Origin of the sequence: Marinobacter sp. es.042 (assembly GCF_900188315.1) — a bacterium.
Lineage (GTDB): Bacteria > Pseudomonadota > Gammaproteobacteria > Pseudomonadales > Oleiphilaceae > Marinobacter.
Genome location: NZ_LT897781.1, coordinates 2,306,482 through 2,325,115, shown reverse-complemented (window position 1 = coordinate 2,325,115; position 18,634 = coordinate 2,306,482). Strand labels below are relative to the sequence as shown.

The window sequence follows — 18,634 nt, the reverse complement described above, 5'->3', positions numbered from 1 at the left end:
ACAAAGCGGGCCAGTTGTTACGAAAATATTTACGGCCAGTGTGCGCCTTCGGAGCGCCGGGATTCAATGGGTTCTTGCCACCACGTAATCGGCCATTGCCCGCAGGGGGTCTGCTTCGGGACCAAACGCCTGCAAACTTTGCTTGGCCTGTCCCAGCAGATTGGCCAGGTGCTCCCTGGCGCCTTCCAGGCCAAGCAGGGCGGGGTATGTGGGTTTGGCGCGGGCGGCATCCGAGCCCTGGGGTTTGCCAATGACCGTTGTATCGCCCTCGATGTCCAGAAGGTCATCCTGAACCTGGAAGGCCAGGCCCAGGGCTTCGGCATACTGGGTCAGGGAAGCAAGGGCCTGTTCGTCGACCGACGGCGCCGTCAGGGCGCCAATTCGCACGCTGGTTTCGATAAGGGCGCCAGTCTTGTGGCGGTGCATGGTTTCAAGTTGCGCCAAGGCCAGGGTTTTGCCGACGGACTCCAGATCAATGGCCTGGCCACCAACCATTCCTCCGTGGCCACTGGCCCGGGCCAGCTCCCGGACCATGATCAGACGCACCGACTCAGACAGTCCCGGCGCTTCGGCAAGCCAGCCGAAAGCCAGTGCCTGCAGGGCATCGCCAGCAAGGATGGCAGTGGCTTCGTCGAACGCGATGTGAGTAGTAGGCCGTCCCCGGCGCAATTCGTCGTCGTCCATGGCGGGCAGGTCGTCGTGAATCAGTGAGTAGGCGTGGATCAGTTCTACCGCGCAGGCAGGAATCAGGGCATCATCACCGGTCTGGCCCAATGCCTTTGCCGCCGCAAGACACAAGGCCGGCCGGATTCGCTTGCCACCGCCCAGCACGCTGTAGCGCATGGCTTCCTGCAGCCGGCCAGAGGCGGAATCACGGGTAATGCACCGGTCCAGTTCCGCATCGACCCGGGCCCGGCAGGTTTCCAGAAATCCAGAGGCAAGCAGGTTCTTTCCGGACATCAGTCAGCATCATCCGGTGAGAACGGGCGGGTTTCCAGGGTGCCGTCGCTGTTCTGGACCAGTTGTTCGACCCGTTGCTCGGCGCTCTTCAACGCCTGTTGGCATTCCCGGGTCAGCTTTACACCCCGCTCGAACGCCGTCAGGGACTGTTCCAGGGACAGCTCGCCCTGCTCCAGATCGCGAACCAGCTTTTCCAGTTCATCAAGAGACTTCTCAAAATCGGCTATCGATGTGGCGCCTTGTTCACCGGCCATCAGGGGCCCTCCGATCGGGTGGCAGAATTTCGCGGATTATACCAGAGCCAGATCGCTATCGCCGCCAGTGGAAGTGACGTCGTTCACCGGTCCGGGCATCCGGACCCCAGTTCTGTTCCGTCACCTCGATTTCACCGCTGGCTGAAACGGTCACCACGGTGGTTGCCCGAGTGCCGTAGTCCGAACCCACGATGAATGGCGACGACAGAAAGCGCTCCGTCTCCAGGCCAACGCCTGTATCGGGCAGCATATGGTCTGGCGCGGGCGTGCTGTCCTGGAGCAGCGGAATCAGCTCGTTGTGCAGTGTTGCCGCATCCCGTCCGGCGGCGGCAATGGTGTCTCCCGCAGCCTGCCGAAGGCGCAGAAGCTTGGGCCAGGGCGTCTGCAACAGATGATTGCTCAGTCCGTAGACCCCGCGGTGGATTTGTCGGCCCGGATGGGCATCCCGATTGCTGAAATACCATCCGTCTGCTGTGGTCAGCTGCACCAGGTTGAAGCCGGAAAACTGGTCGCCGGTGTCGAGCAGATAGCGTTCAAGATGCTCCCGGGAATCAGTGAGTGCCCGCAAAGGCAGTTCACCCCGACTGATACGGCCGGTTTCAGGTGCCCCTTCACGGACGTTGGTTACGGCGCTGACCTCTCCCGCGGTATTAATCGCAAGCCAGGTGCCACCGGAGAGCAGGTCACGGCCGGCAAGCACCCGGGTGCCGGATTCGGTGGTCCACCAGTCCATGGCGGCCGTCGGGCGGCGGAAAAATTCATCCCGATTGGCGGCAACCACCAGTGGGAAATGAGGGTTCTGGCCAACGGCGAAAGCGATCAGGCACATGGTGTAGGAGTAGGCTCCCGGATTTAATGAAGTTGACTCTTGCGCTGTGTATCATACCAGCCTTGGTTTCCCCGGTGCGGCTCAAACAATGACTCTGTTCTACGTAATAGCTTCTTATCTGGCCCTCGGTGCCCTGGCAGGCACCGTGGCGGGGCTGTTCGGCATTGGTGGCGGGCTGATCATCGTGCCCGTGTTGATGTTCACCTTTGGTCTGCAGGGAGTCGATCCGGAGATTATTCCCCATCTGGCCGTAGGCACCTCGCTCGCGACCATCGTGTTCACCTCGGTCAGCTCCATTCGCTCCCATAACAAGCACGGCGCCGTGCGCTGGGATCTGTTCCGGCCCATGACGGTCGGGATTATTGGCGGCGCCCTGGTTGGCGCCTGGACGGCCTCCATGATGAGCGGGCGCGCGCTCGAACTGGTCATCGGCATTTTTGTCATTCTGGTGGGGCTCAAAATGTTTTTCCAGGTTGACCCCAAGCCGGGTCGCGACGTTCCCGGGGTGGCAGGTCTGGGCGTCGCCGGTGGCTTTATCGGTTGGGGGTCGGCGATTTTCGGAATCGGCGGCGGGACCCTTACGGTGCCTTACCTGAGCTGGTGTAACGTGCGGATGCAGCAGGCGGTCGGTACATCTGCCGCCTGTGGTCTGCCCATCGCCGTGTCCGGTGCGCTGGGTAACATCTGGACCGGGTGGCATCATCCCGCAGTGCCGGAACTGAGCGCCGGCTTCATTTACCTGCCTGCGCTCATAGGTATCATTCTCACCAGCGTTTTCTTTGCCCGGGTTGGCGCCAATCTGGCCCATCGGCTGAACCCCCGGATTCTCAAGCGTACGTTCTCCATCATGCTCCTGCTGGTGGGTCTCCGTTTTCTCCTGAGCTGAGAGGTAGTTGATGCTGCAGCATCCCCAGATTGATCCGGTGGCTATTGCCATCGGCCCCCTCAAGATCCACTGGTACGGTCTGACTTATCTGTTCGGTTTTTTAGCCGGCTGGTGGCTTGGACGCATTCGCACCCGCAAGCCCTGGTCGCCTATCAACGAAGAGCAGATGGGTGACCTTCTGTTTTACCTGGCCCTGGGGGTCATCCTGGGTGGCCGCTTCGGCTATGTCCTGTTCTACAACTTTGACGCCTTCCTGGCGGACCCGCTCTGGCTGCTGCGGGTCTGGGAAGGGGGCATGTCTTTCCACGGCGGTTTGCTGGGCGTGATGTTTGCCATGTGGTGGTATGGCCGCAAGGTGGGCAGCGGTTTCTGGCGCCTGGCTGACTTTGTAGCGCCGCTGGTGCCCCTTGGGCTCGGTGCAGGGCGGATCGGAAACTTTATTAACGGCGAGTTGTGGGGCAAGCCCACTGATGTTGCCTGGGGTATGGTGTTTCGAACCGCTCCGGATTCTCTTGCCCGTCATCCTTCCCAGCTTTACCAGTTTGCCCTGGAAGGCGTGGCCTTGTTCGTGATCCTGTGGTGGTTCTCATCCCGGCAGCGCCCGACCATGGCGGTTTCCGGTCTGTTCCTCATCTGCTACGGCGTGTTCCGCTTCCTGGTGGAGTTCGTGCGTCAGCCGGATCCGCAGCTGGGCTATCTTGCCTTTGACTGGCTTACCATGGGACAGGTACTGTCCTTCCCGATGATCGTTGCCGGCGCCGCCCTGATGTTTATTGCCTACCGGAGACAAGCCCGATGAAAGCCTATCTCGACCTTATGCAAGACGTTGTTGATAACGGATTCGACAAGGGAGACCGCACCGGTGTCGGCACCCGGTCGGTGTTTGGCCGTCAGATTCGCTTCAACCTGCAGGAGGGCTTCCCTCTGGTAACCACCAAAAAGGTCCACCTGCGCAGTATCATCTACGAATTGCTCTGGTTTCTCCGTGGCTCCACTGACAACACCTGGCTTCAGGAGCGCAAAGTCTCGATCTGGAACGAGTGGGCATTGGAAAATGGTAATCTCGGGCCTATCTATGGCAAACAATGGCGCAGCTGGCAGTGCCCCAATGGCGAGGTTGTTGACCAGATCAGTGACGTGATCGAACAGATCCGTACCAAGCCGAATTCGCGCCGTTTGATCGTGTCCGCCTGGAACCCCGCCGAACTCCCGGACGAATCCATCGGTCCCCAGGATAACGTTCGCGAGGGTCGTATGGCGCTGGCACCCTGTCACTGCCTGTTCCAGTTCTACGTGGCGGAGGGCAAGCTCTCCTGCCAGCTTTACCAGCGAAGCGCCGACCTGTTCCTGGGCGTGCCTTTTAATATTGCCTCGTACGCCTTGCTGACGCACATGATTGCCCAGCAGTGTGATCTGGATGTCGGTGAGTTTGTGCATACCTTCGGCGACTGTCACCTCTACCAGAACCATCTGACCGATGACATCGTCTTCGAACAGTTGAAGCGCGAGCCCCGCGCGTTGCCGACGTTGGTGATCAAACGCAAGCCCGCGAGTATCTTCGATTACGAACTGGAAGACTTCGACTTTGAGGGCTATGCCCCCTACCCGGGCATCAAGGCGCCGATTGCCATCTGACCGAACCCCGAAGAGGCCAGTACATGAGAAAAGCCCTGATCGTTGCCATGTCCCGTAACCGGGTCATCGGCCGCAATAACAATCTGCCCTGGTATCTGCCGGGTGACCTCCGTTATTTCAAACAGGCCACCATGGGCAAGCCCATCATCATGGGTCGGAAGACGTGGGACTCCATCGGTCGGCCGCTGCCGGGGCGGATGAACGTGGTGATCTCGCGGAATGAAGCGTGGGAAGCGCCAACCGGAACAGTGGCTGCGAAGTCTTTGCCCGAAGCGCTGGTCAAGGCCGAGGCGCAGGCAGAGCTGGAAGGTGGCGACGAAGTGATGATCATTGGTGGCGGGCAGATCTACGCCGAGGCGCTGCCAATGGTTGATCGCATGTACATCACCCAGGTGCACGCTGAGGTGGACGGGGATGCGTTTTTTCCGGAAGTAAACTGGGATGAGTGGGAAGAAATCGGACGGGAGGATTTCTCCGCGTCCGATAACAACCCTTACGACTACAGTTTCGTGGTCTATCGGCGCCAGGCTTAAGCCTGACGAGGTGGGCGCTTGCCTGCGGGCTTGCCGCCCTTGCCGGGAGGCTTGGCGCGACCACCGGGGCCACCGGGACCGCTACGTCCTTTCGGACCACCTTTCTTGAAACCGCCTTTCGGGCCCTTGCGATTCTCGCCTGGACGGCCGCCGCCACCTTTACGATCACGTCGGGGAGGTGTTGCCGACACGGTTGGCAAGGCCTCTGGTTGTTCGAGGGGCAGGGAGCCTGGCTGAGCTGCTTCCATCCAGCAGGCGAGGGCGCCGGCTACCATGGCCATGTCCATGTCATTGCGCTCGGCGATTTCGTCCAGCAGCGACATCGCCTTTGCCAACTTCTTGTCTTCCGCAAAGCCCAGCAGTTGGGACTCGAACTGCTGCTCCCTCATTTTCTTGAGCTCGACGGGAGACGGCAACTCGTAAGCTTCCATCGGCGAGTTTGTTGCGCGTTCAAGCGTTCGCAGCCAACTGCGCTCGCGCGGTGTTACCAGCAGGATCGCCTTGCCTTCGCGACCGGCACGACCAGTACGACCGACCCGATGGATGTACGCTTCAGTGTCGTAGGGAACGTCGTAGTTGATGACGTGTGTGATACGGGAAACGTCCAGACCGCGCGCTGCCACGTCTGTGGCAATGATAATGTCTTTCTTCCCGCGCTTCAGGTCTTCAACCGTTTGTTCACGCTGGCGTTGGTTCAGGTCACCGCTCAGGGGCGCGACCGCGTGGCCCCGGGCAGAAAGCTTTTCGGCCAGCATGGTGGTTTCCGCTTTGGTGCGCACAAAAATAATGGCGGCATCAATCGGCTCAACTTCCAGAATGCGGGTCAGGGCATCCAGCTTGCGCTCAGCATAGACCGGCAGAACGAACTGGGAGATGCGCTCGACCGTGCGGGTTTCGCTTTCAATGCGAACTTCTGTGGCGTTGCGCAGGTAGGTCTGGGCCACTTTCTTGATCTGCGGCGGCATGGTGGCCGAGAACAATGCCCGTTGGCAGTTCTCCGGCGTCTTCGCCAGGATCGCTTCCACGTCGTCGATAAAGCCCATGCGCAGCATTTCGTCGGCTTCATCAAGAACCAGCGCTTTCAGGCTGTCCAGCTTCAGGGTGCCCTTGCGCAGGTGGTCGAGCATCCGGCCCGGCGTGCCCACGATCACCTGGGCACCGCGACGCAGGCCCTTGATCTGGGGATAAAAGTCCTGGCCACCGTAAATGGGCAGAACGTGGAAATTCCGGAACTTGCTGGCGTAGGTGGTAAACGCTTCCGCCACCTGGATGGCAAGTTCCCGTGTTGGGGCCAGAACCAGAATCTGGGGGTCGGTAACAGAGGCGTCAATCCGGCTCAGCAGGGGCAATGCAAATGCCGCGGTCTTACCGGTTCCGGTCTGGGCAACGCCCAGCAGATGGTTACCGGCCAGCAGCGCGGGGATCGCCTGGGCCTGGATGGGTGACGGGGTTTCGTAGCCAACGGCGGACACAGCTTCAAGTACGGCTGGATCCAGCCCCAGTTCGGCAAAGGACAATTCAGACATTGATTCACTCGGAATTCGGGAGGTAGAGCATTGCCGGGCAATGCATGTTGTACGCACATTATAGCTGCTTTGTTGCTGCTTTAATACGCATAACCCCGGCGAGGCTATAGGTAGTTGCCGGGGACAGGCCATTGCGTTGCCGTCCGATCTTGGGCACTCTTCGTAGCTATCCCGATAGGTTGCTAACAGGAACTTGAAATGACCTTTGACGAATTATTGCGGGCGGCCCGTGGCAGTGAGGAGCTGATCATGCCCGAGAGCTGGTCCCAGGGCAGAGCCACCTTTGGCGGTCTCACGGCAGCGTTGATGTTTGAGCGCATGGAAAAGCTTGTCGCCGAGGGCCGTGCGATGAGGTCATTGCAAGTATCATTCGTGGGGCCGGTGGAGCCGGAGGTCCCCGCCAGTTTCGAGGCCGAGATTCTGCGAGAGGGAAAAGCGGTCAGTCAGGTGCAGGGCCGCATTGTCCAGAAGGGTGAAACCCGGCTGGTCTGCCTGGCCAGCTTTGGCGGAGACCGGGACTCGCAGGTGCAGGTGGATGCTCTGCCGGCGCCCGAGGCAAATCCGGTCAGCCAGTGCCCGGGGCTGGACTACATCGAGGGTGTGACCCCGGAATTCATTCGGCAGATCGAGATGCGCTGGGCCTTCGGTAACCTGCCATTCAGCGGCAAGGGAGGCCGGGAGCTCGGCGGCTGGATGCAGTTCCGGACATCGCCGGAAACGTTCTCTGATGCCCACATTATTGCTCTGGTGGACGCCTGGCCACCGGCGGTTCTGCCCTATGTAAAACAGCGGGTGAGGACCAGTTCCCTGAGTTGGGCGTTGGATATCGTACATCCGAGGCCGGTTATGGAGCCGGGAGACTGGCTTCTGTACAAGGTGTCCATTGATCAGGCTGGCGCCGGTTACGGCCACACCCAGGCCGGAATCTGGACCGCCAGAGGCGAGCTGGTGGCGCTGAGTCGTCAGACCGTAACGGTCTTCGGTTGACGGAAATGGCGGCTCAGGCCGCCATTTCCGATTTCAGGGCATCGATGATAATGCGGGCGAAATCTTCCGGTGAATCTTCCTGGAGAAAGTGCCCGCCTCTGAGTGTGATATGAGGCTGTCCGTGGGCACCGGGAATCCGGCGCTGCATGTGCCTGTCGCCGCCCCGGGTAATTGGATCGCCACTGCTGAAGCAGGTGATGAAAGGCTTCTTCCACTTCTCCAGGACCTGCCAGGCCGCCTTGTTGGCGTCGCTGTCCGGCGTGTGCGGTTCAGTCGGAACCAGTTTTGGAAACGCCCTGGCTCCGGCCTTGAACTCTGCCGACGGAAATGGGGCTTCGTAGGCGGCAATTTCAGCTTTGCTCAGGGTGCGGTCGGTGCCCAATTGTACGATACGACCGACCGGAAACCAGGGACTGTGGGTGGCAAATGCCTTCCACATGGAAAATACCGTTGGAACAGGCGTTTCGCCGGTCGGCAGCATACCGTTTCCGACGATGATTCGGCTGAATCGCTGACGGTGTTCCGCGGCCAGTCTCAGGCCCAGCAACGATCCCCAGTTCTGACACACAAGGGTGACATTGGTCAGGTTGAGCTGTTCAAGCCAACTGGCCAGCCACGTGAGATGGCGGCCGTAGCTGTAGTCTGCAACCGACGCCGGCTTGTCGGATTTGCCGAATCCGATCAGATCCGGGGCTAACACCCGGTGACCGGCCTCTGCCACCAGAGGGATCATATGCCGGTACAGGTAGGACCAGGATGGTTCGCCGTGGAGCATGAGAACGGGCGAGGCGTTTCTGGGGCCTTCGTCAACGTAGTGCATCCGGAGACCCGGTTCTACGTCAAGATGGTTTGGAGCAAAGGGGTAATCCGGAAGACCTGCGAAGCGGGCTTCATCGGTTCTCAGAATACGCATGCCATCGACTGTCCTGACTGATTGGTTGCGTGATTGCCGGGCGGCATCCGGTGCTCATAATGCCCTACTACAATCGTCGAAGATCAGGATAAAGCAGATGGAAACTTTGTGTGTTTGAGTTGCGTAACAGAGCGTTGTGGCTTTGAATCAGGACGCAATTCCAAACAGGCGCTCGGGGTTGTCAACGCGGGCCAGAGCGTCATCGCAACAATTGACGGCGCCGCAATCGTCGGCTGAGCAAAGGCCAATGGTCCGGCACGCCATGTTCTGGTGCTGGTCGCCCTCATTCCGGAAAATCCGGGCCCTGGAGAGAATCGAGTGGCAGTGGCCACACAGGAGTGTGGGAACCGCGCTGCCTTCAGCAAGAAGTGCTGTGTAATGATGTTGTTCAGTCATAAATATCCTCCTGATACTGCCCAACATATGGGCCAAGTATGACATTTCAAAGTCGGGATGCCGGTGTTATACGGCTTAACTGTCAGGATCGACCAGTGGCCGACGGTTGGAGCGCTTGTCATCCCAGTCAAGCTCCTTGGGGTCATACCAGCCGATTGCCCCCAGCACTCTCTCCCGAGTCTGTGGCGACAGGGTAGGCCACACTTCCTGGAAGTCCTCGAGGCCAAGCTCCCTCCGCTTCATCTGCTTGCTCTGGAGCCGGTTGATAATGCGTGGTAGTTGCAGGGCCTCGCCCAACTGACCCGGCACCATGACTTCCTGACCCATCACTTTGCGCCGGTGAGTTCTGGCGGCCAGAACCTTGCGCAACTCAGTGGCCGCATCCAGGGCTGTTTCGATGGTGAAGGTTTCCAGTTCCAACAACATGACCTGTCTGTTAGTTGATCAACAACCGTCCACTATAACCCGAAGATAGCTACAGTGGCCACGCCAGCGTGGTAGGGTAGAATGGCTCTTTAAATTGCAGAACCAACATCAGGGAACCGCATAATCTATGTACGCAAAACTTGAAACACGGACTTTTCTGGCGTTGCTGGTCGGCGTTTCCCTTGCCTTTGTATTTCTTATGAAGCCCTTTTTCGGGCCCATATTCTGGGCGGTCGCCATCGCCCTGATTTTCCACCCGGTGCAGCAACTGCTGGTACGGAAACTCGGGGACAGGCCCAATGTAAATGCGCTGATCACCCTGTGTATCTGCATGTTCATCGTGGTTATCCCGGTTCTGATACTGGTGACATCATTGATTGCTGAGGGCGTCGCGCTTTATCAGCAGATCCAGAGTGGTGAAATACGGCCCGGGGAATACATAGATCGGGTCAACCAGTCGTTCCCCGCCATCCAGGCCTTCCTGGCGCAGTTTGATATCAGCTTTGCCGAGCTGAGGGACCGGGCCGTGAGTATCTTTGTCGGAGGAAGCCAGTTCCTGGGCAGGCAGGCGCTGGGCGTGGGCCAGAATACCTTCCAGTTTTTCCTGGGCCTGGCCTTGATGGTGTATCTGGCGTTCTTTCTGCTTCGGGATGGCAGTGCGCTGGTCGAGCTGATGATTCGGGCTCTGCCGCTGGGCGATGAGCGGGAGCGGTTGCTGTTTGCCAAGTTCGCGGAGGTGACCCGCGCGACCGTCAAGGGCAACCTGCTGATTGCAATCATACAGGGGGCTCTGGGCGGGCTGATTTTCTGGATCCTGGGCATCAGTGGTGCGTTGCTCTGGGGTGTGGTTATGGCGATCGTATCGCTGTTGCCGGCTGTGGGTGCGGCGTTGGTCTGGGTGCCGGCGGCCATCTACCTGGCGGCCGTGGGCGATGTTGTCGAAGCGGTGGTGCTGACAGCCTTTGGTGTGGTGGTCATCGGGTTGGCAGACAACCTGCTGCGCCCGGTACTGGTTGGTCGTGATACCAAGCTGCCGGACTACATTGTTCTGTTGTCGACCCTTGGGGGCATTGTCATGTTCGGCATCAACGGATTCGTAATGGGACCGCTGGTAGCTGCACTGTTTATGGCGTTCTGGGGCATTTTCATCCGCGAATTCAGCGAAGAAGCCCACCGCCCAACCGCTTCTGCGCACGAAGAGACCCCTGCGCAAAGCAAGAAAACGGGACATGATGTCCCGTAAGGCGACATGCGACAAAAGTATGGTAGTCTTTTAACCGTTTGCCCCAGCCTGTGGAGATAGGCACCACACAACAAGAAAGAAACGGATATCAATGAGATATCAGGAGTTAGCAGGTGAGTACCATGAGAAACGCAACTACCCGATTGGGACGCCTGGCCGCAGCGGCCGGATTGGCGGTCACACTGGGCTTTGCCCCTGCAGCCTTCGCGGATGAGATCGTTGCACTCAAGAACGCGCTCTACGGAGCAGGATACGACATTACCAATGTCAGCCCGCAGATGGATGACTCAACCCGGTCCGCGCTTACCCGGTTCCAGCAGGATAATGGTCTTCAGGCCACGGGAAATCTGGACGATCCGACCAAGGAAGCCTTGGGTATGATATCGGTTCAGGTTGCGGCTTCGGCACCGTCACAGTCCGCCGCAGCTAGCAGCGCGCCGGCTCAGGAGTCGGCTTCTTCCGCGGCAGAAACCTCGGCCCCGGAGCCGGAACAGGATGACGCCATTGAAGAAGAGGAAGATGGCGGCTGGTCGCTCTGGTAATCGGAGTTTCCTGAACAAAAAAGCCCGGCGAGATGTCCCGCCGGGCTTTTTTTTGGTTCAGGATCTCAGTGCTCAGTCGAGTTTTTCGAGATCCCGAACGGCGCCCTTATCGGCGCTCGTGGCCAGCAGCGCATAGGCTTTCAGGGCTGCAGACACCTTGCGTTCCCGTGGCAGTTCCGGTTTCCAGCCCTTGGCGTCCCTGGCTTCCCGGCGACGATCCAGTTCGTGCTGATCCAGCTCCACATTGATGCTCCGGTTCGGAATGTCGATGCGGATTGTATCGCCATTTTCGATCAGGCCAATGGCTCCGCCGGCGGCCGCTTCCGGCGACGCGTGGCCGATGGACAGGCCGGAAGTGCCGCCAGAGAAACGTCCGTCCGTCAGTAGCGCGCAGTCTTTACCGAGTCCCTTGGATTTAAGGTAGCTGGTCGGATACAGCATTTCCTGCATGCCCGGTCCGCCACGGGGCCCTTCGTAACGGATGATGACAACCTCGCCCGGCTTGACCTCGTCGGAGAGAATTCCGGCAACGGCGGAATCCTGGCTCTCGAATACTTTTGCCTTGCCTTCGAACACGAAGATGCTCTCGTCTACGCCCGCAGTCTTGACCACGCAGCCGTCCAGGGCAATATTGCCATAGAGTACGGCCAGGCCGCCTTCGGAACTGTAGGCGTTCTCAACCGAGCGGATGCAGCCGGTTTCCCGGTCACCGTCGAGGGTTGGCCAGCGGGTGCTCTGGGAGAACGCGGTCTGCGTGGGAATGCCGGCAGGACCGGCTTTGTAGAACTCGACCACTTCGGTGGGCGGCGACCTCATGATATCCCAGGTCTCGAGCGCTTCTCGCATGGTCTTGCTGTGCACGGTGGGAAGGTCGGTGTTGATCAGGCCGCCCCGTTCCAGCTCGCCGAGAATGCCCATGATACCGCCGGCCCGGTGCACATCTTCCATGTGATATTTGGGTGAGTTCGGAGCCACTTTGCAAAGTTGCGGTACACGACGTGACAGCTGGTCGATCTCGTTCAGGGTGAACGGGACACCGCCTTCCTGGGCAGCCGCCAGCAAGTGGAGGATGGTGTTGGTTGAGCCGCCCATGGCGATGTCCATGACCATGGCGTTTTCGAAAGCCGCCATTGAAGCAATGCTCAACGGCAATACGCTGGCGTCGTCCTCCTCGTAATAGCGCCGCGCATTCTCCACAATCTGTCGACCGGCTTTGAGGAACAGCTGCTCCCGAGCGGCGTGCGTTGCCAGGAGTGAACCGTTGCCCGGCAGCGCCAGACCGATCGCTTCGGTGAGGCAGTTCATGGAGTTGGCGGTGAACATGCCGGAACAGGAGCCACAGGTCGGACAGGCGCTGCGCTCATACTCTTCCACCTGTTCGTCGGAGGCGTTGGGATCTGCAGCAATGACCATGGCGTCCACCAGGTCGAGCTTGTGCTCGGACAGTTTGGTCTTGCCTGCTTCCATGGGACCGCCGGAGACGAAGATCGTGGGGATGTTGAGGCGCATGGCAGCCATCAGCATGCCCGGGGTGATCTTGTCGCAGTTGGAAATACACACAAGCGCATCGGCACAGTGTGCATTCACCATGTACTCTACGGAGTCGGCGATGATCTCCCGGGATGGCAGGGAGTACAGCATGCCGTCATGGCCCATGGCGATGCCGTCGTCGACCGCGATGGTGTTGAATTCTTTGGCAACACCCCCCGCGGACTCGATTTCGCGGCACACCAGTTGCCCGAGGTCCTTAAGGTGCACATGGCCGGGCACGAACTGGGTGAAAGAGTTGGCAACCGCGATGATCGGTTTGCCGAAGTCGCCGTCTTTCATGCCGGTGGCGCGCCAGAGGGCACGGGCGCCGGCCATGTTGCGGCCTGCGGTGGATGTCCGCGAACGATACTGAGGCATGGGGTTCTTTTCTCTCTATTGTTACCTGATGACATTGATCAAAAAAACAGAGGATACCAGATTAGACTCCAGGCGCATGGTTGTTTTCAGAGCCTCTGTTTACAATAGTTAACACGGTTGCCAACTTATTTTCCGGTTTGATCCGACAAGGAGTATGCCTATGGCCGGCCAGGAAAGCCTGCCGCTTCGTCGCCTTAAAGAGTTTCAGCCTCTGAACCGGCTGACCGATGACCAGTTGGTTTTGCTTGCCAGCCGGGCCGAGCGTCGTACCCATGGGCCAGGGCAGAGGGTTCTGGAACGCGGTGTCCGTGACGGTCTCGATTTTTTCCTGGTGGCAGGAAAGATCGAGCTTGAGTCCGTGGATGGCCGAAAAACGATCATCGAAGCCGAAACCGAGAAAGCCCAGAACCCGATTGCCAGACTCCAGCCACGGATGTACGACGTTACAGCTGTCAAACCCTCGGAATTCCTGGTCGTCGAGCAGGACATCCTCAACCAGCTGCTGCGTTCGGCGCCTGTCGAACAGGTTGAGATGGATTCTGGTGAAGGCAATGGAGGGCTGGAGAGCGAGGAGCATCACCTGCTGATGGAGTTCCTGTCGGAGCTGAGGTCGAACCAGGTGAAGCTTCCCAGTGTGCCGGATGTGGCCTGGAAGGTCCGGCGGGCGGTAGATCGCGAGGAGTCGACGGCGGATCAGGTGGCTCTTGCCGTATCGGCCGACCCGGCGATGGCGGCCAAGCTCGTTCGCGCCTGTAACAGCCCGCTTTATCGCGGATTCAGTGATGTCCGGAATGTCCGGGAAGCAGTGGTCCGTTTGGGCATGCGCACCACCCGCCAGCTGGTGACGGTGTTTTCCATGCGTGAGGTGTTCAAGACCCGTCAGGCGTCGCTTCAGAACGAGATGGAAAAGCTTTGGCGTCACTCCCGTGAAGTGGCTGCCCTTTGCTGGGTGCTGGCGGATCACGCCACCAAACTGAATCCGGAGGAGGCGTTGCTGGCGGGGCTACTCCATGATATCGGCGTGGTACCGATCCTGGTCCAGGCGGAACATCATGTGAATCTCTTTGCCGATGAGGCCAACCTCAGCCATGCAATCCGCGAACTCAGGGCGGATGTGGGTACGGCGGTTCTGGAGAACTGGTCGTTCCCGCCGGCGTTCGTTGAGGCGGTCCGTCATGCCGAGGACTGGGGCTATGAATGCCGAGAAACATCACCCCAATTGGTGGATGTGGTTATCGTGGCGCAATTGCATTCGATGATCGGTTCCAGCCAGAATGCCGAGCTTCCCCCGTTTGACCAGGTGCCGGCGTACCGGCGTCTGGGCGAGCTTGAACTCAATGCTTCTCGCAGTTTGCAGCTTCTGACGGAGGCCAGGGCCCGGGTCGACGAAGTTCAGCAATTGCTGTCCATCCGGTGATTGTCCGGGCTGTGTAAACTGTGGAGTCTGCTTTCCGGTGACTGTTGCACTTATGAATGTACCTTTGTTCCCCCTTAATTCCATCGTCCTGCCCAGGGGGAGGATTCCCTTGCAGCTGTTCGAGCCGCGCTACATCGACATGCTGACCCGTTGTCTCAAGGAGGATCGTGGGTTCGTTGTGGTGCTGTTGCAGGAAGGCGGAGAGGCCGGGCGCACCGCCGCCTTCTACGATATCGGCACCTATGTACGTATTATTGATTTCCAGCAGCTGGAAAACGGCCTTCTGGGGATTACCGTTGAGGGCGAATCCAAGGTCTCCGTGGTCCGCAGCTGGCAGCAGGAAGACGGCCTGAATGTGGGTGACGTCGAATGCCTGATTGAAGAGGCAGAGAGTGAGGTGCCGGAGCGTTTCAGCGAGTTGCCCTCGGTTCTGAAGGCGTTGTTTCGTCATCCGGTCATCCGGGACCTGAACATGGACATTGACTATGGTGATGCCCGGGATGTTGGCTGGCGGCTCACCGAACTTCTGCCACTGGACAAGCAGGAGAAGCAGAAGCTGGTGGAATTGCAGGACCCTCTGGAGCGGCTCACCCGGCTCCAGGGACTTCTGGAGGCGCTGGAAGAAGGCTAGGTGCCAGCAACCGGCCTGAAGTTCAAGACCGCCTGATCCCAGGACAGCAGGATGTAGGCTCCCGTAAGGATTAACCACACCACCGCTGCACCAACGATGGCTATATCCGGCGCCAACGGAACCTTGTCATAGCGGCTGTAACTGGCCCGCACCGCACCGGTAACGGCCAGGGCAAGCAGCAGTCCTCCAATCACATCGGTGAACCAGTGCACCCCAAGGTAGAGCCGGCTCAAAGCCACGGGCACCAGTGGCAGCGAGAGCAGCACGTAGTATTGCCAACGTCTCCGATGCCTGCTTTCGCCGGCGACAAAACTTGCCAGTAGCGTCACCAGCAGGGTAATACCCGCCGTGTGGCCACTGGGAAAAGCGCCGGAATTCGGCGGGCCCATGACTTCATCCGGCCGGGGCACGCCCAGCAGCGCCTTCAGGCCCCAGACCAGAACCACCGTCACTGCGATAGCCGCCAGAATATGGATGGCCGCGGCGTAATAGCCCCGGAACAGCAGCGCCGCACAGGCGAGCACACCGGCGGTCACTAACACCGGGGCGTCACCCAGCAGGGTAATGACAATGAAGGGGCCGTCCAGGAGAGGTTGCCGGAGTTGCTCAAACCAGAGAAGGGCGGCTTGGTCGAACCCGTCCAGCAGGCTGGTTGCTGTAGCCAATTGACCCCAGATCAGCAATAGCGCGGAGGCACCCAGCGCGAGCATGAATGAGGCTAGCGGGAATTCGCCCTCCCGGGCCGGTCGTTGATTGGTGTACAAGCGCCAGAAGCGGTTCGTAGCCTCGTATTGCGCCATCCATTGCTTCAGCCAGCGGTAGAAACGGCTGTCTTCCCCGAGCCCCAGTTGAAACCTTAGCAGCACGAAATAGACCACCGTCAGGGCCGCCAGGCTGATGCCAATGACAGCATAAAAATGCGCCGGAGGCCTGATGTCACTGGCCAGGGCACTGCCCACCAGAAAGCCCGGGAAGATATAGACCGGCGCCCAGGCAACAGCGGAGCCGATGTTGAAGGCCAGAAAGCGTCGCCAGGACATCATCAGGGCCCCGGCCACGAGAGGGATGATCGGTCTGACCGGGCCGACGAAGCGGCCGATAATCACACTCTTGCCGCCGTGACGCTTGAAGAAGCGCTCCCCGGTACCGATGATTTTTGGATAGCGGCTCAGTGGCCAGGCGGTTGTCAGGCGCCCCTGCAGCAGTCGCCCGAGGCCAAAACTTGCCGTGTCGCCGGTGATGGCCCCAAGGCCCGCCCAAAGCAGTGCTTCCGCAAGCGGCATACCGGTCTCCCCCGCCAATACGGCGACGGCAAACAGAATGGCGACACCCGGGACAATAATGCCGGCTATTGCGAGGGATTCGATGAAGGCAGTCGTAAACAGGGCTGTTGCCAGCCAGCCGGGATGCAGGCTGAGCCATGCCGACAGGTCGTTCAGCCAGGCACTGCTCATGTTTCGATGGTTTCTCCCGGGCTGAACCAGACCGAATCCGTACCGCGTCTGCGAGCTTCTTCCATGGCCTGGTGGGCCCGGTCTCTGAGTGTATCGGTGCGGGTGTCGCCACTGCCGCGGGTGGTGCAGCCGAGGCTTACTGTGGCTTTGCCAACGACCGGCCAGTGGTGTTCGGCAATGGTCCGGCGAATCCGCTCGGCAATCACTCGCACGCCTTCTTCCGGGGTAAACGGCAGGATCAGGAAAAACTCCGAGTCTTTCAGTGTGTACAGGGTGTCGCCGGCCCGAATCACGCCGAAGAGGTGCTCGGTCATATCCCGGAACAGGCCCTGAACCTGGTCCCTGCCGTGAAGGTCGGCCACTTCGTCGGCGTAATCAATGCTCAGGTCGATGACGGACAGACAGTGCCCCGTGGCGATGGCACGGCTGATCTCTTTCTGAAGGGTTTCATCCAGAAAGCGGGCATTATGGGCGCCAGTCACCGGATCGGTAATGGCGAGGTCCTCTGCCGACTGGGCCATGTGGTCGTAGTGCCAGATGTACAGGGCTGCAACCGCCAGCAGGATGAACAGGCCCCCTGTGATGGCAATGGCGTCAGCCGGTGCCTTTTCCAGGAAAAGGATGATCGACATGGGTACCAGCAGCAGAAGCGATAGCCCGACGCCCTGACGCAGGGGCAGGATAAGCAGATTCAGCACCAGCAGGGGCATGGCCCAGTGGCTGATGCCTGGGGCATCCATTGTCAGCAGCGCTGCCAGCATGCCACTGTTCAGGCCGGAGAGGATGACTAGGTGCCCGGGGGCCGACAGCTGATGCCGGCGGCAAATGATGGTGTAAACGGCACCCGCGAGGGTCAGAACCGCCATCCCTGAGGCCAGGTAAAAGAGTTCGTAGAAGCCATAGCGGAGGTTTTGCATCGCCAGGGTGACAATGAACAGGCAGGCGATGCCGTAGCCAAACGCATGTGTCCAGGTTCTCAGTCGGGTCTCTGTCATGCCACTGGCCCCTCTGCCCGAGGCTGGCTCGGTTGTGCCGGCTGCGACCATGAACTGTAGGCCTGGCTTCGGTTGCCTCCCTGCTGCTGGGCCCGGCGCAGGGCATTCGCGGCACTCTGCTGCAGACTGTTGGCATCGTCACCGATATTCAGGCCGGCGATCCCGGTGCTGACGGTCAGGTTCATACCGTGGGATTCCAGAAGCGTTGCCAGGCCCTTGCGGATCGTCTCGGCGCGGGCGATCGCGTCGCTGGTTGAAATGCCCGGCAGGATCACCAGAAACTGCAGATCCGCTACCCGGTAGTAGGTGTCGAAATCACGGATCTGGGAGTGCAGGTAGCGACCGATGCGGGGAAGAATCGAGCGGATATCCTCATCCGGTTCGTCGTCGCTCAAATGGGTGTCCAGCCCGATCATGATAATCGACATATCGGTGCCCTCCCGCTCACTGCGCTGTATTTCCTTATGAAGATCGGCGGACAGGTATTCCCGGCTGGCCGCCTGGGTCAGCTCGTCGGTACGGCGCAACGGAGCGAGTTGACGGGCCTTGTAGTCCCGCAGGAAGACCAGCAACGCCGAAAGCAACAGGGTCAGCAGAAAGGCACTGATCATCTGGTGGCGGTCGGCCAGGCCTACCGCCCATTGTGTCGCGATCATTGCCAATACAGCGATCACCAGTGTCACCACGGCTGCGGCCGCTGGCGGGACCAGGGCGAAAGCAACCAGAGGGAGCGCGTAAAGCCAATGGCTCAGGATCCAAGGGCCGGTCCAGAAACTGGCCAGCAGTATCAGCAGAAGCATGGCAAAGAAAGCCTGCTGGACACTCGGCCAGGGCTGATGGACCCGGTTGGGATGGAACGTCTTACTGGCAATGACAATACCTGCCGCGGCGGCCGCGGCCGCGGCAACCATGGGTTCTCCCAGCACGGCGCAAAGGGTCGCAATGGCGATCAGGGCCACGAAGCCCGCTCGCGACAACTTGCTCAACAGGAATTTTTCGGCCATCTGGGCCATGGTGTCCTTCCTTTTCCCGAACTCCCTTGAAAAACCGTCCCCGAGGAACCTTTATAGGTCCGAGTATGGCATATCGCAGCGGTATA

At 59.7% G+C, this 18,634-nt stretch carries 20 protein-coding genes; 9 read left to right on the top strand and 11 right to left on the bottom strand.

Annotated features, from left to right (window positions below; genetic code table 11):
* Positions 1–63 precede the first annotated feature (63 nt).
* Genes ispA through CFB02_RS10910 form a run of 3 tightly spaced genes read right to left on the bottom strand, consistent with a single transcriptional unit; the run spans position 64 to position 2,043 of the window.
* Positions 64–960, bottom strand: coding sequence for a (2E,6E)-farnesyl diphosphate synthase (gene ispA, locus CFB02_RS10920; RefSeq protein WP_088558026.1), 897 nt, complete (start codon positions 958–960; stop codon positions 64–66).
* A complete protein-coding gene (locus CFB02_RS10915; RefSeq protein WP_008176478.1) occupies positions 960–1,214 on the bottom strand; it encodes an exodeoxyribonuclease VII small subunit in 255 nt (84 codons plus the stop codon). The genes ispA and CFB02_RS10915 overlap by 1 nt, the downstream gene beginning before the upstream one ends.
* Positions 1,215–1,269: 55 nt before the next feature.
* Entirely contained in the window at positions 1,270–2,043 is a 774-nt protein-coding gene (locus CFB02_RS10910; protein ID WP_088558025.1) for an NRDE family protein, read from the bottom strand.
* Positions 2,044–2,131: 88 nt separating this feature from the next.
* Between CFB02_RS10910 and CFB02_RS10905 the strand changes: the two genes are divergently transcribed.
* The 4 genes from CFB02_RS10905 to CFB02_RS10890 are packed head-to-tail and all read left to right on the top strand — an operon-like array spanning position 2,132 to position 5,097.
* A complete protein-coding gene (locus CFB02_RS10905) occupies positions 2,132–2,929 on the top strand; it encodes a sulfite exporter TauE/SafE family protein (RefSeq protein WP_088558024.1) in 798 nt (265 codons plus the stop codon).
* Positions 2,930–2,939: 10 nt separating this feature from the next.
* Positions 2,940–3,728, top strand: coding sequence for a prolipoprotein diacylglyceryl transferase (gene lgt, locus CFB02_RS10900; RefSeq protein WP_008176473.1), 789 nt, complete (start codon positions 2,940–2,942; stop codon positions 3,726–3,728).
* Positions 3,725–4,564 (top strand): thymidylate synthase, encoded by an 840-nt coding sequence (locus CFB02_RS10895; RefSeq protein WP_088558023.1) that lies wholly within the window; start codon positions 3,725–3,727, stop codon positions 4,562–4,564. Before lgt ends, CFB02_RS10895 begins: the two co-directional genes overlap by 4 nt.
* A 23-nt stretch (positions 4,565–4,587) precedes the next feature.
* Positions 4,588–5,097: a dihydrofolate reductase gene (locus CFB02_RS10890; protein ID WP_088558022.1), complete on the top strand. Its 510-nt coding sequence runs from the start codon at positions 4,588–4,590 to the stop codon at positions 5,095–5,097.
* On the opposite strand, the gene CFB02_RS10885 is transcribed toward CFB02_RS10890, so the two are convergent.
* Positions 5,094–6,623, bottom strand: coding sequence for a DEAD/DEAH box helicase (locus tag CFB02_RS10885; RefSeq protein ID WP_088558021.1), 1,530 nt, complete (start codon positions 6,621–6,623; stop codon positions 5,094–5,096). The two genes, CFB02_RS10890 and CFB02_RS10885, sit on opposite strands and share 4 nt — an antisense overlap.
* A 198-nt stretch (positions 6,624–6,821) precedes the next feature.
* On the opposite strand from CFB02_RS10885, the gene CFB02_RS10880 reads away from it, so the two are divergent.
* Positions 6,822–7,610, top strand: coding sequence for an acyl-CoA thioesterase (locus CFB02_RS10880; RefSeq protein ID WP_088558020.1), 789 nt, complete (start codon positions 6,822–6,824; stop codon positions 7,608–7,610).
* Between the two features lie 13 nt (positions 7,611–7,623).
* Here the strand turns inward: CFB02_RS10880 and CFB02_RS10875 are convergent, their stop codons facing one another.
* The 3 genes from CFB02_RS10875 to CFB02_RS10865 all read right to left on the bottom strand — a co-directional run bounded on the left by CFB02_RS10875 (position 7,624) and on the right by CFB02_RS10865 (position 9,345).
* Positions 7,624–8,523 (bottom strand): haloalkane dehalogenase, encoded by a 900-nt coding sequence (locus CFB02_RS10875; protein WP_088558019.1) that lies wholly within the window; start codon positions 8,521–8,523, stop codon positions 7,624–7,626.
* Between the two features lie 147 nt (positions 8,524–8,670).
* Complete coding sequence (locus tag CFB02_RS10870) at positions 8,671–8,919, bottom strand: hypothetical protein (RefSeq protein WP_088558018.1); 249 nt, start codon at positions 8,917–8,919, stop codon at positions 8,671–8,673.
* A 75-nt stretch (positions 8,920–8,994) separates the two neighbouring features.
* On the bottom strand, positions 8,995–9,345 hold the full coding sequence (locus CFB02_RS10865) for a hypothetical protein (RefSeq protein WP_088558017.1): 351 nt from the start codon (positions 9,343–9,345) through the stop codon (positions 8,995–8,997).
* Positions 9,346–9,472: 127 nt separating this feature from the next.
* On the opposite strand from CFB02_RS10865, the gene CFB02_RS10860 reads away from it, so the two are divergent.
* Positions 9,473–10,588, top strand: a complete 1,116-nt coding sequence (locus CFB02_RS10860) for an AI-2E family transporter (RefSeq protein ID WP_088558016.1) — start codon at positions 9,473–9,475, stop codon at positions 10,586–10,588.
* 122 nt (positions 10,589–10,710) lie between these two features.
* Positions 10,711–11,130, top strand: coding sequence for a peptidoglycan-binding domain-containing protein (locus tag CFB02_RS10855; protein WP_008176454.1), 420 nt, complete (start codon positions 10,711–10,713; stop codon positions 11,128–11,130).
* Between the two features lie 72 nt (positions 11,131–11,202).
* Here the strand turns inward: CFB02_RS10855 and ilvD are convergent, their stop codons facing one another.
* Entirely contained in the window at positions 11,203–13,038 is a 1,836-nt protein-coding gene (ilvD, locus tag CFB02_RS10850; protein WP_088558015.1) for a dihydroxy-acid dehydratase, read from the bottom strand.
* A 160-nt stretch (positions 13,039–13,198) separates the two neighbouring features.
* On the opposite strand from ilvD, the gene CFB02_RS10845 reads away from it, so the two are divergent.
* Positions 13,199–14,455 carry an HDOD domain-containing protein gene (locus CFB02_RS10845; RefSeq protein WP_088558014.1) on the top strand — a complete coding sequence of 419 codons (1,257 nt, stop codon included), beginning with the start codon at positions 13,199–13,201 and terminating at the stop codon, positions 14,453–14,455.
* 52 nt (positions 14,456–14,507) lie between these two features.
* On the top strand, positions 14,508–15,086 hold the full coding sequence (locus CFB02_RS10840; RefSeq protein ID WP_039882136.1) for an LON peptidase substrate-binding domain-containing protein: 579 nt from the start codon (positions 14,508–14,510) through the stop codon (positions 15,084–15,086).
* Here CFB02_RS10840 and CFB02_RS10835 read toward each other — a convergent pair.
* The 3 genes from CFB02_RS10835 to CFB02_RS10825 are packed head-to-tail and all read right to left on the bottom strand — an operon-like array spanning position 15,083 to position 18,548.
* A complete protein-coding gene (locus tag CFB02_RS10835; RefSeq protein ID WP_088558013.1) occupies positions 15,083–16,540 on the bottom strand; it encodes a bifunctional DedA family/phosphatase PAP2 family protein in 1,458 nt (485 codons plus the stop codon). The genes CFB02_RS10840 and CFB02_RS10835 overlap by 4 nt on opposite strands.
* Positions 16,537–17,535 carry a GGDEF domain-containing protein gene (locus CFB02_RS10830; RefSeq protein ID WP_088558012.1) on the bottom strand — a complete coding sequence of 333 codons (999 nt, stop codon included), beginning with the start codon at positions 17,533–17,535 and terminating at the stop codon, positions 16,537–16,539. Before CFB02_RS10830 ends, CFB02_RS10835 begins: the two co-directional genes overlap by 4 nt.
* Positions 17,532–18,548 (bottom strand): GGDEF domain-containing protein, encoded by a 1,017-nt coding sequence (locus tag CFB02_RS10825; protein WP_088558011.1) that lies wholly within the window; start codon positions 18,546–18,548, stop codon positions 17,532–17,534. Before CFB02_RS10825 ends, CFB02_RS10830 begins: the two co-directional genes overlap by 4 nt.
* Positions 18,549–18,634: the final 86 nt, after the last annotated feature.

Coding starts and splice junctions, on each gene's coding strand:
- CFB02_RS10890 (WP_088558022.1), top strand. CDS start 4,588: ATGAGAAAAGCCCTGATCGTTGCCATGTCCCGTAACCGGGTCATCGGC.
- ilvD (WP_088558015.1), bottom strand. CDS start 13,038: ATGCCTCAGTATCGTTCGCGGACATCCACCGCAGGCCGCAACATGGCC.
- CFB02_RS10885 (WP_088558021.1), bottom strand. CDS start 6,623: ATGTCTGAATTGTCCTTTGCCGAACTGGGGCTGGATCCAGCCGTACTT.
- ispA (WP_088558026.1), bottom strand. CDS start 960: ATGTCCGGAAAGAACCTGCTTGCCTCTGGATTTCTGGAAACCTGCCGG.
- lgt (WP_008176473.1), top strand. CDS start 2,940: ATGCTGCAGCATCCCCAGATTGATCCGGTGGCTATTGCCATCGGCCCC.
- CFB02_RS10910 (WP_088558025.1), bottom strand. CDS start 2,043: ATGTGCCTGATCGCTTTCGCCGTTGGCCAGAACCCTCATTTCCCACTG.
- CFB02_RS10880 (WP_088558020.1), top strand. CDS start 6,822: ATGACCTTTGACGAATTATTGCGGGCGGCCCGTGGCAGTGAGGAGCTG.
- CFB02_RS10835 (WP_088558013.1), bottom strand. CDS start 16,540: ATGAGCAGTGCCTGGCTGAACGACCTGTCGGCATGGCTCAGCCTGCAT.
- CFB02_RS10905 (WP_088558024.1), top strand. CDS start 2,132: ATGACTCTGTTCTACGTAATAGCTTCTTATCTGGCCCTCGGTGCCCTG.
- CFB02_RS10825 (WP_088558011.1), bottom strand. CDS start 18,548: ATGGCCCAGATGGCCGAAAAATTCCTGTTGAGCAAGTTGTCGCGAGCG.
- CFB02_RS10830 (WP_088558012.1), bottom strand. CDS start 17,535: ATGACAGAGACCCGACTGAGAACCTGGACACATGCGTTTGGCTACGGC.
- CFB02_RS10840 (WP_039882136.1), top strand. CDS start 14,508: ATGAATGTACCTTTGTTCCCCCTTAATTCCATCGTCCTGCCCAGGGGG.
- CFB02_RS10860 (WP_088558016.1), top strand. CDS start 9,473: ATGTACGCAAAACTTGAAACACGGACTTTTCTGGCGTTGCTGGTCGGC.
- CFB02_RS10865 (WP_088558017.1), bottom strand. CDS start 9,345: ATGTTGTTGGAACTGGAAACCTTCACCATCGAAACAGCCCTGGATGCG.
- CFB02_RS10855 (WP_008176454.1), top strand. CDS start 10,711: ATGAGAAACGCAACTACCCGATTGGGACGCCTGGCCGCAGCGGCCGGA.
- CFB02_RS10845 (WP_088558014.1), top strand. CDS start 13,199: ATGGCCGGCCAGGAAAGCCTGCCGCTTCGTCGCCTTAAAGAGTTTCAG.
- CFB02_RS10870 (WP_088558018.1), bottom strand. CDS start 8,919: ATGACTGAACAACATCATTACACAGCACTTCTTGCTGAAGGCAGCGCG.
- CFB02_RS10895 (WP_088558023.1), top strand. CDS start 3,725: ATGAAAGCCTATCTCGACCTTATGCAAGACGTTGTTGATAACGGATTC.
- CFB02_RS10875 (WP_088558019.1), bottom strand. CDS start 8,523: ATGCGTATTCTGAGAACCGATGAAGCCCGCTTCGCAGGTCTTCCGGAT.
- CFB02_RS10915 (WP_008176478.1), bottom strand. CDS start 1,214: ATGGCCGGTGAACAAGGCGCCACATCGATAGCCGATTTTGAGAAGTCT.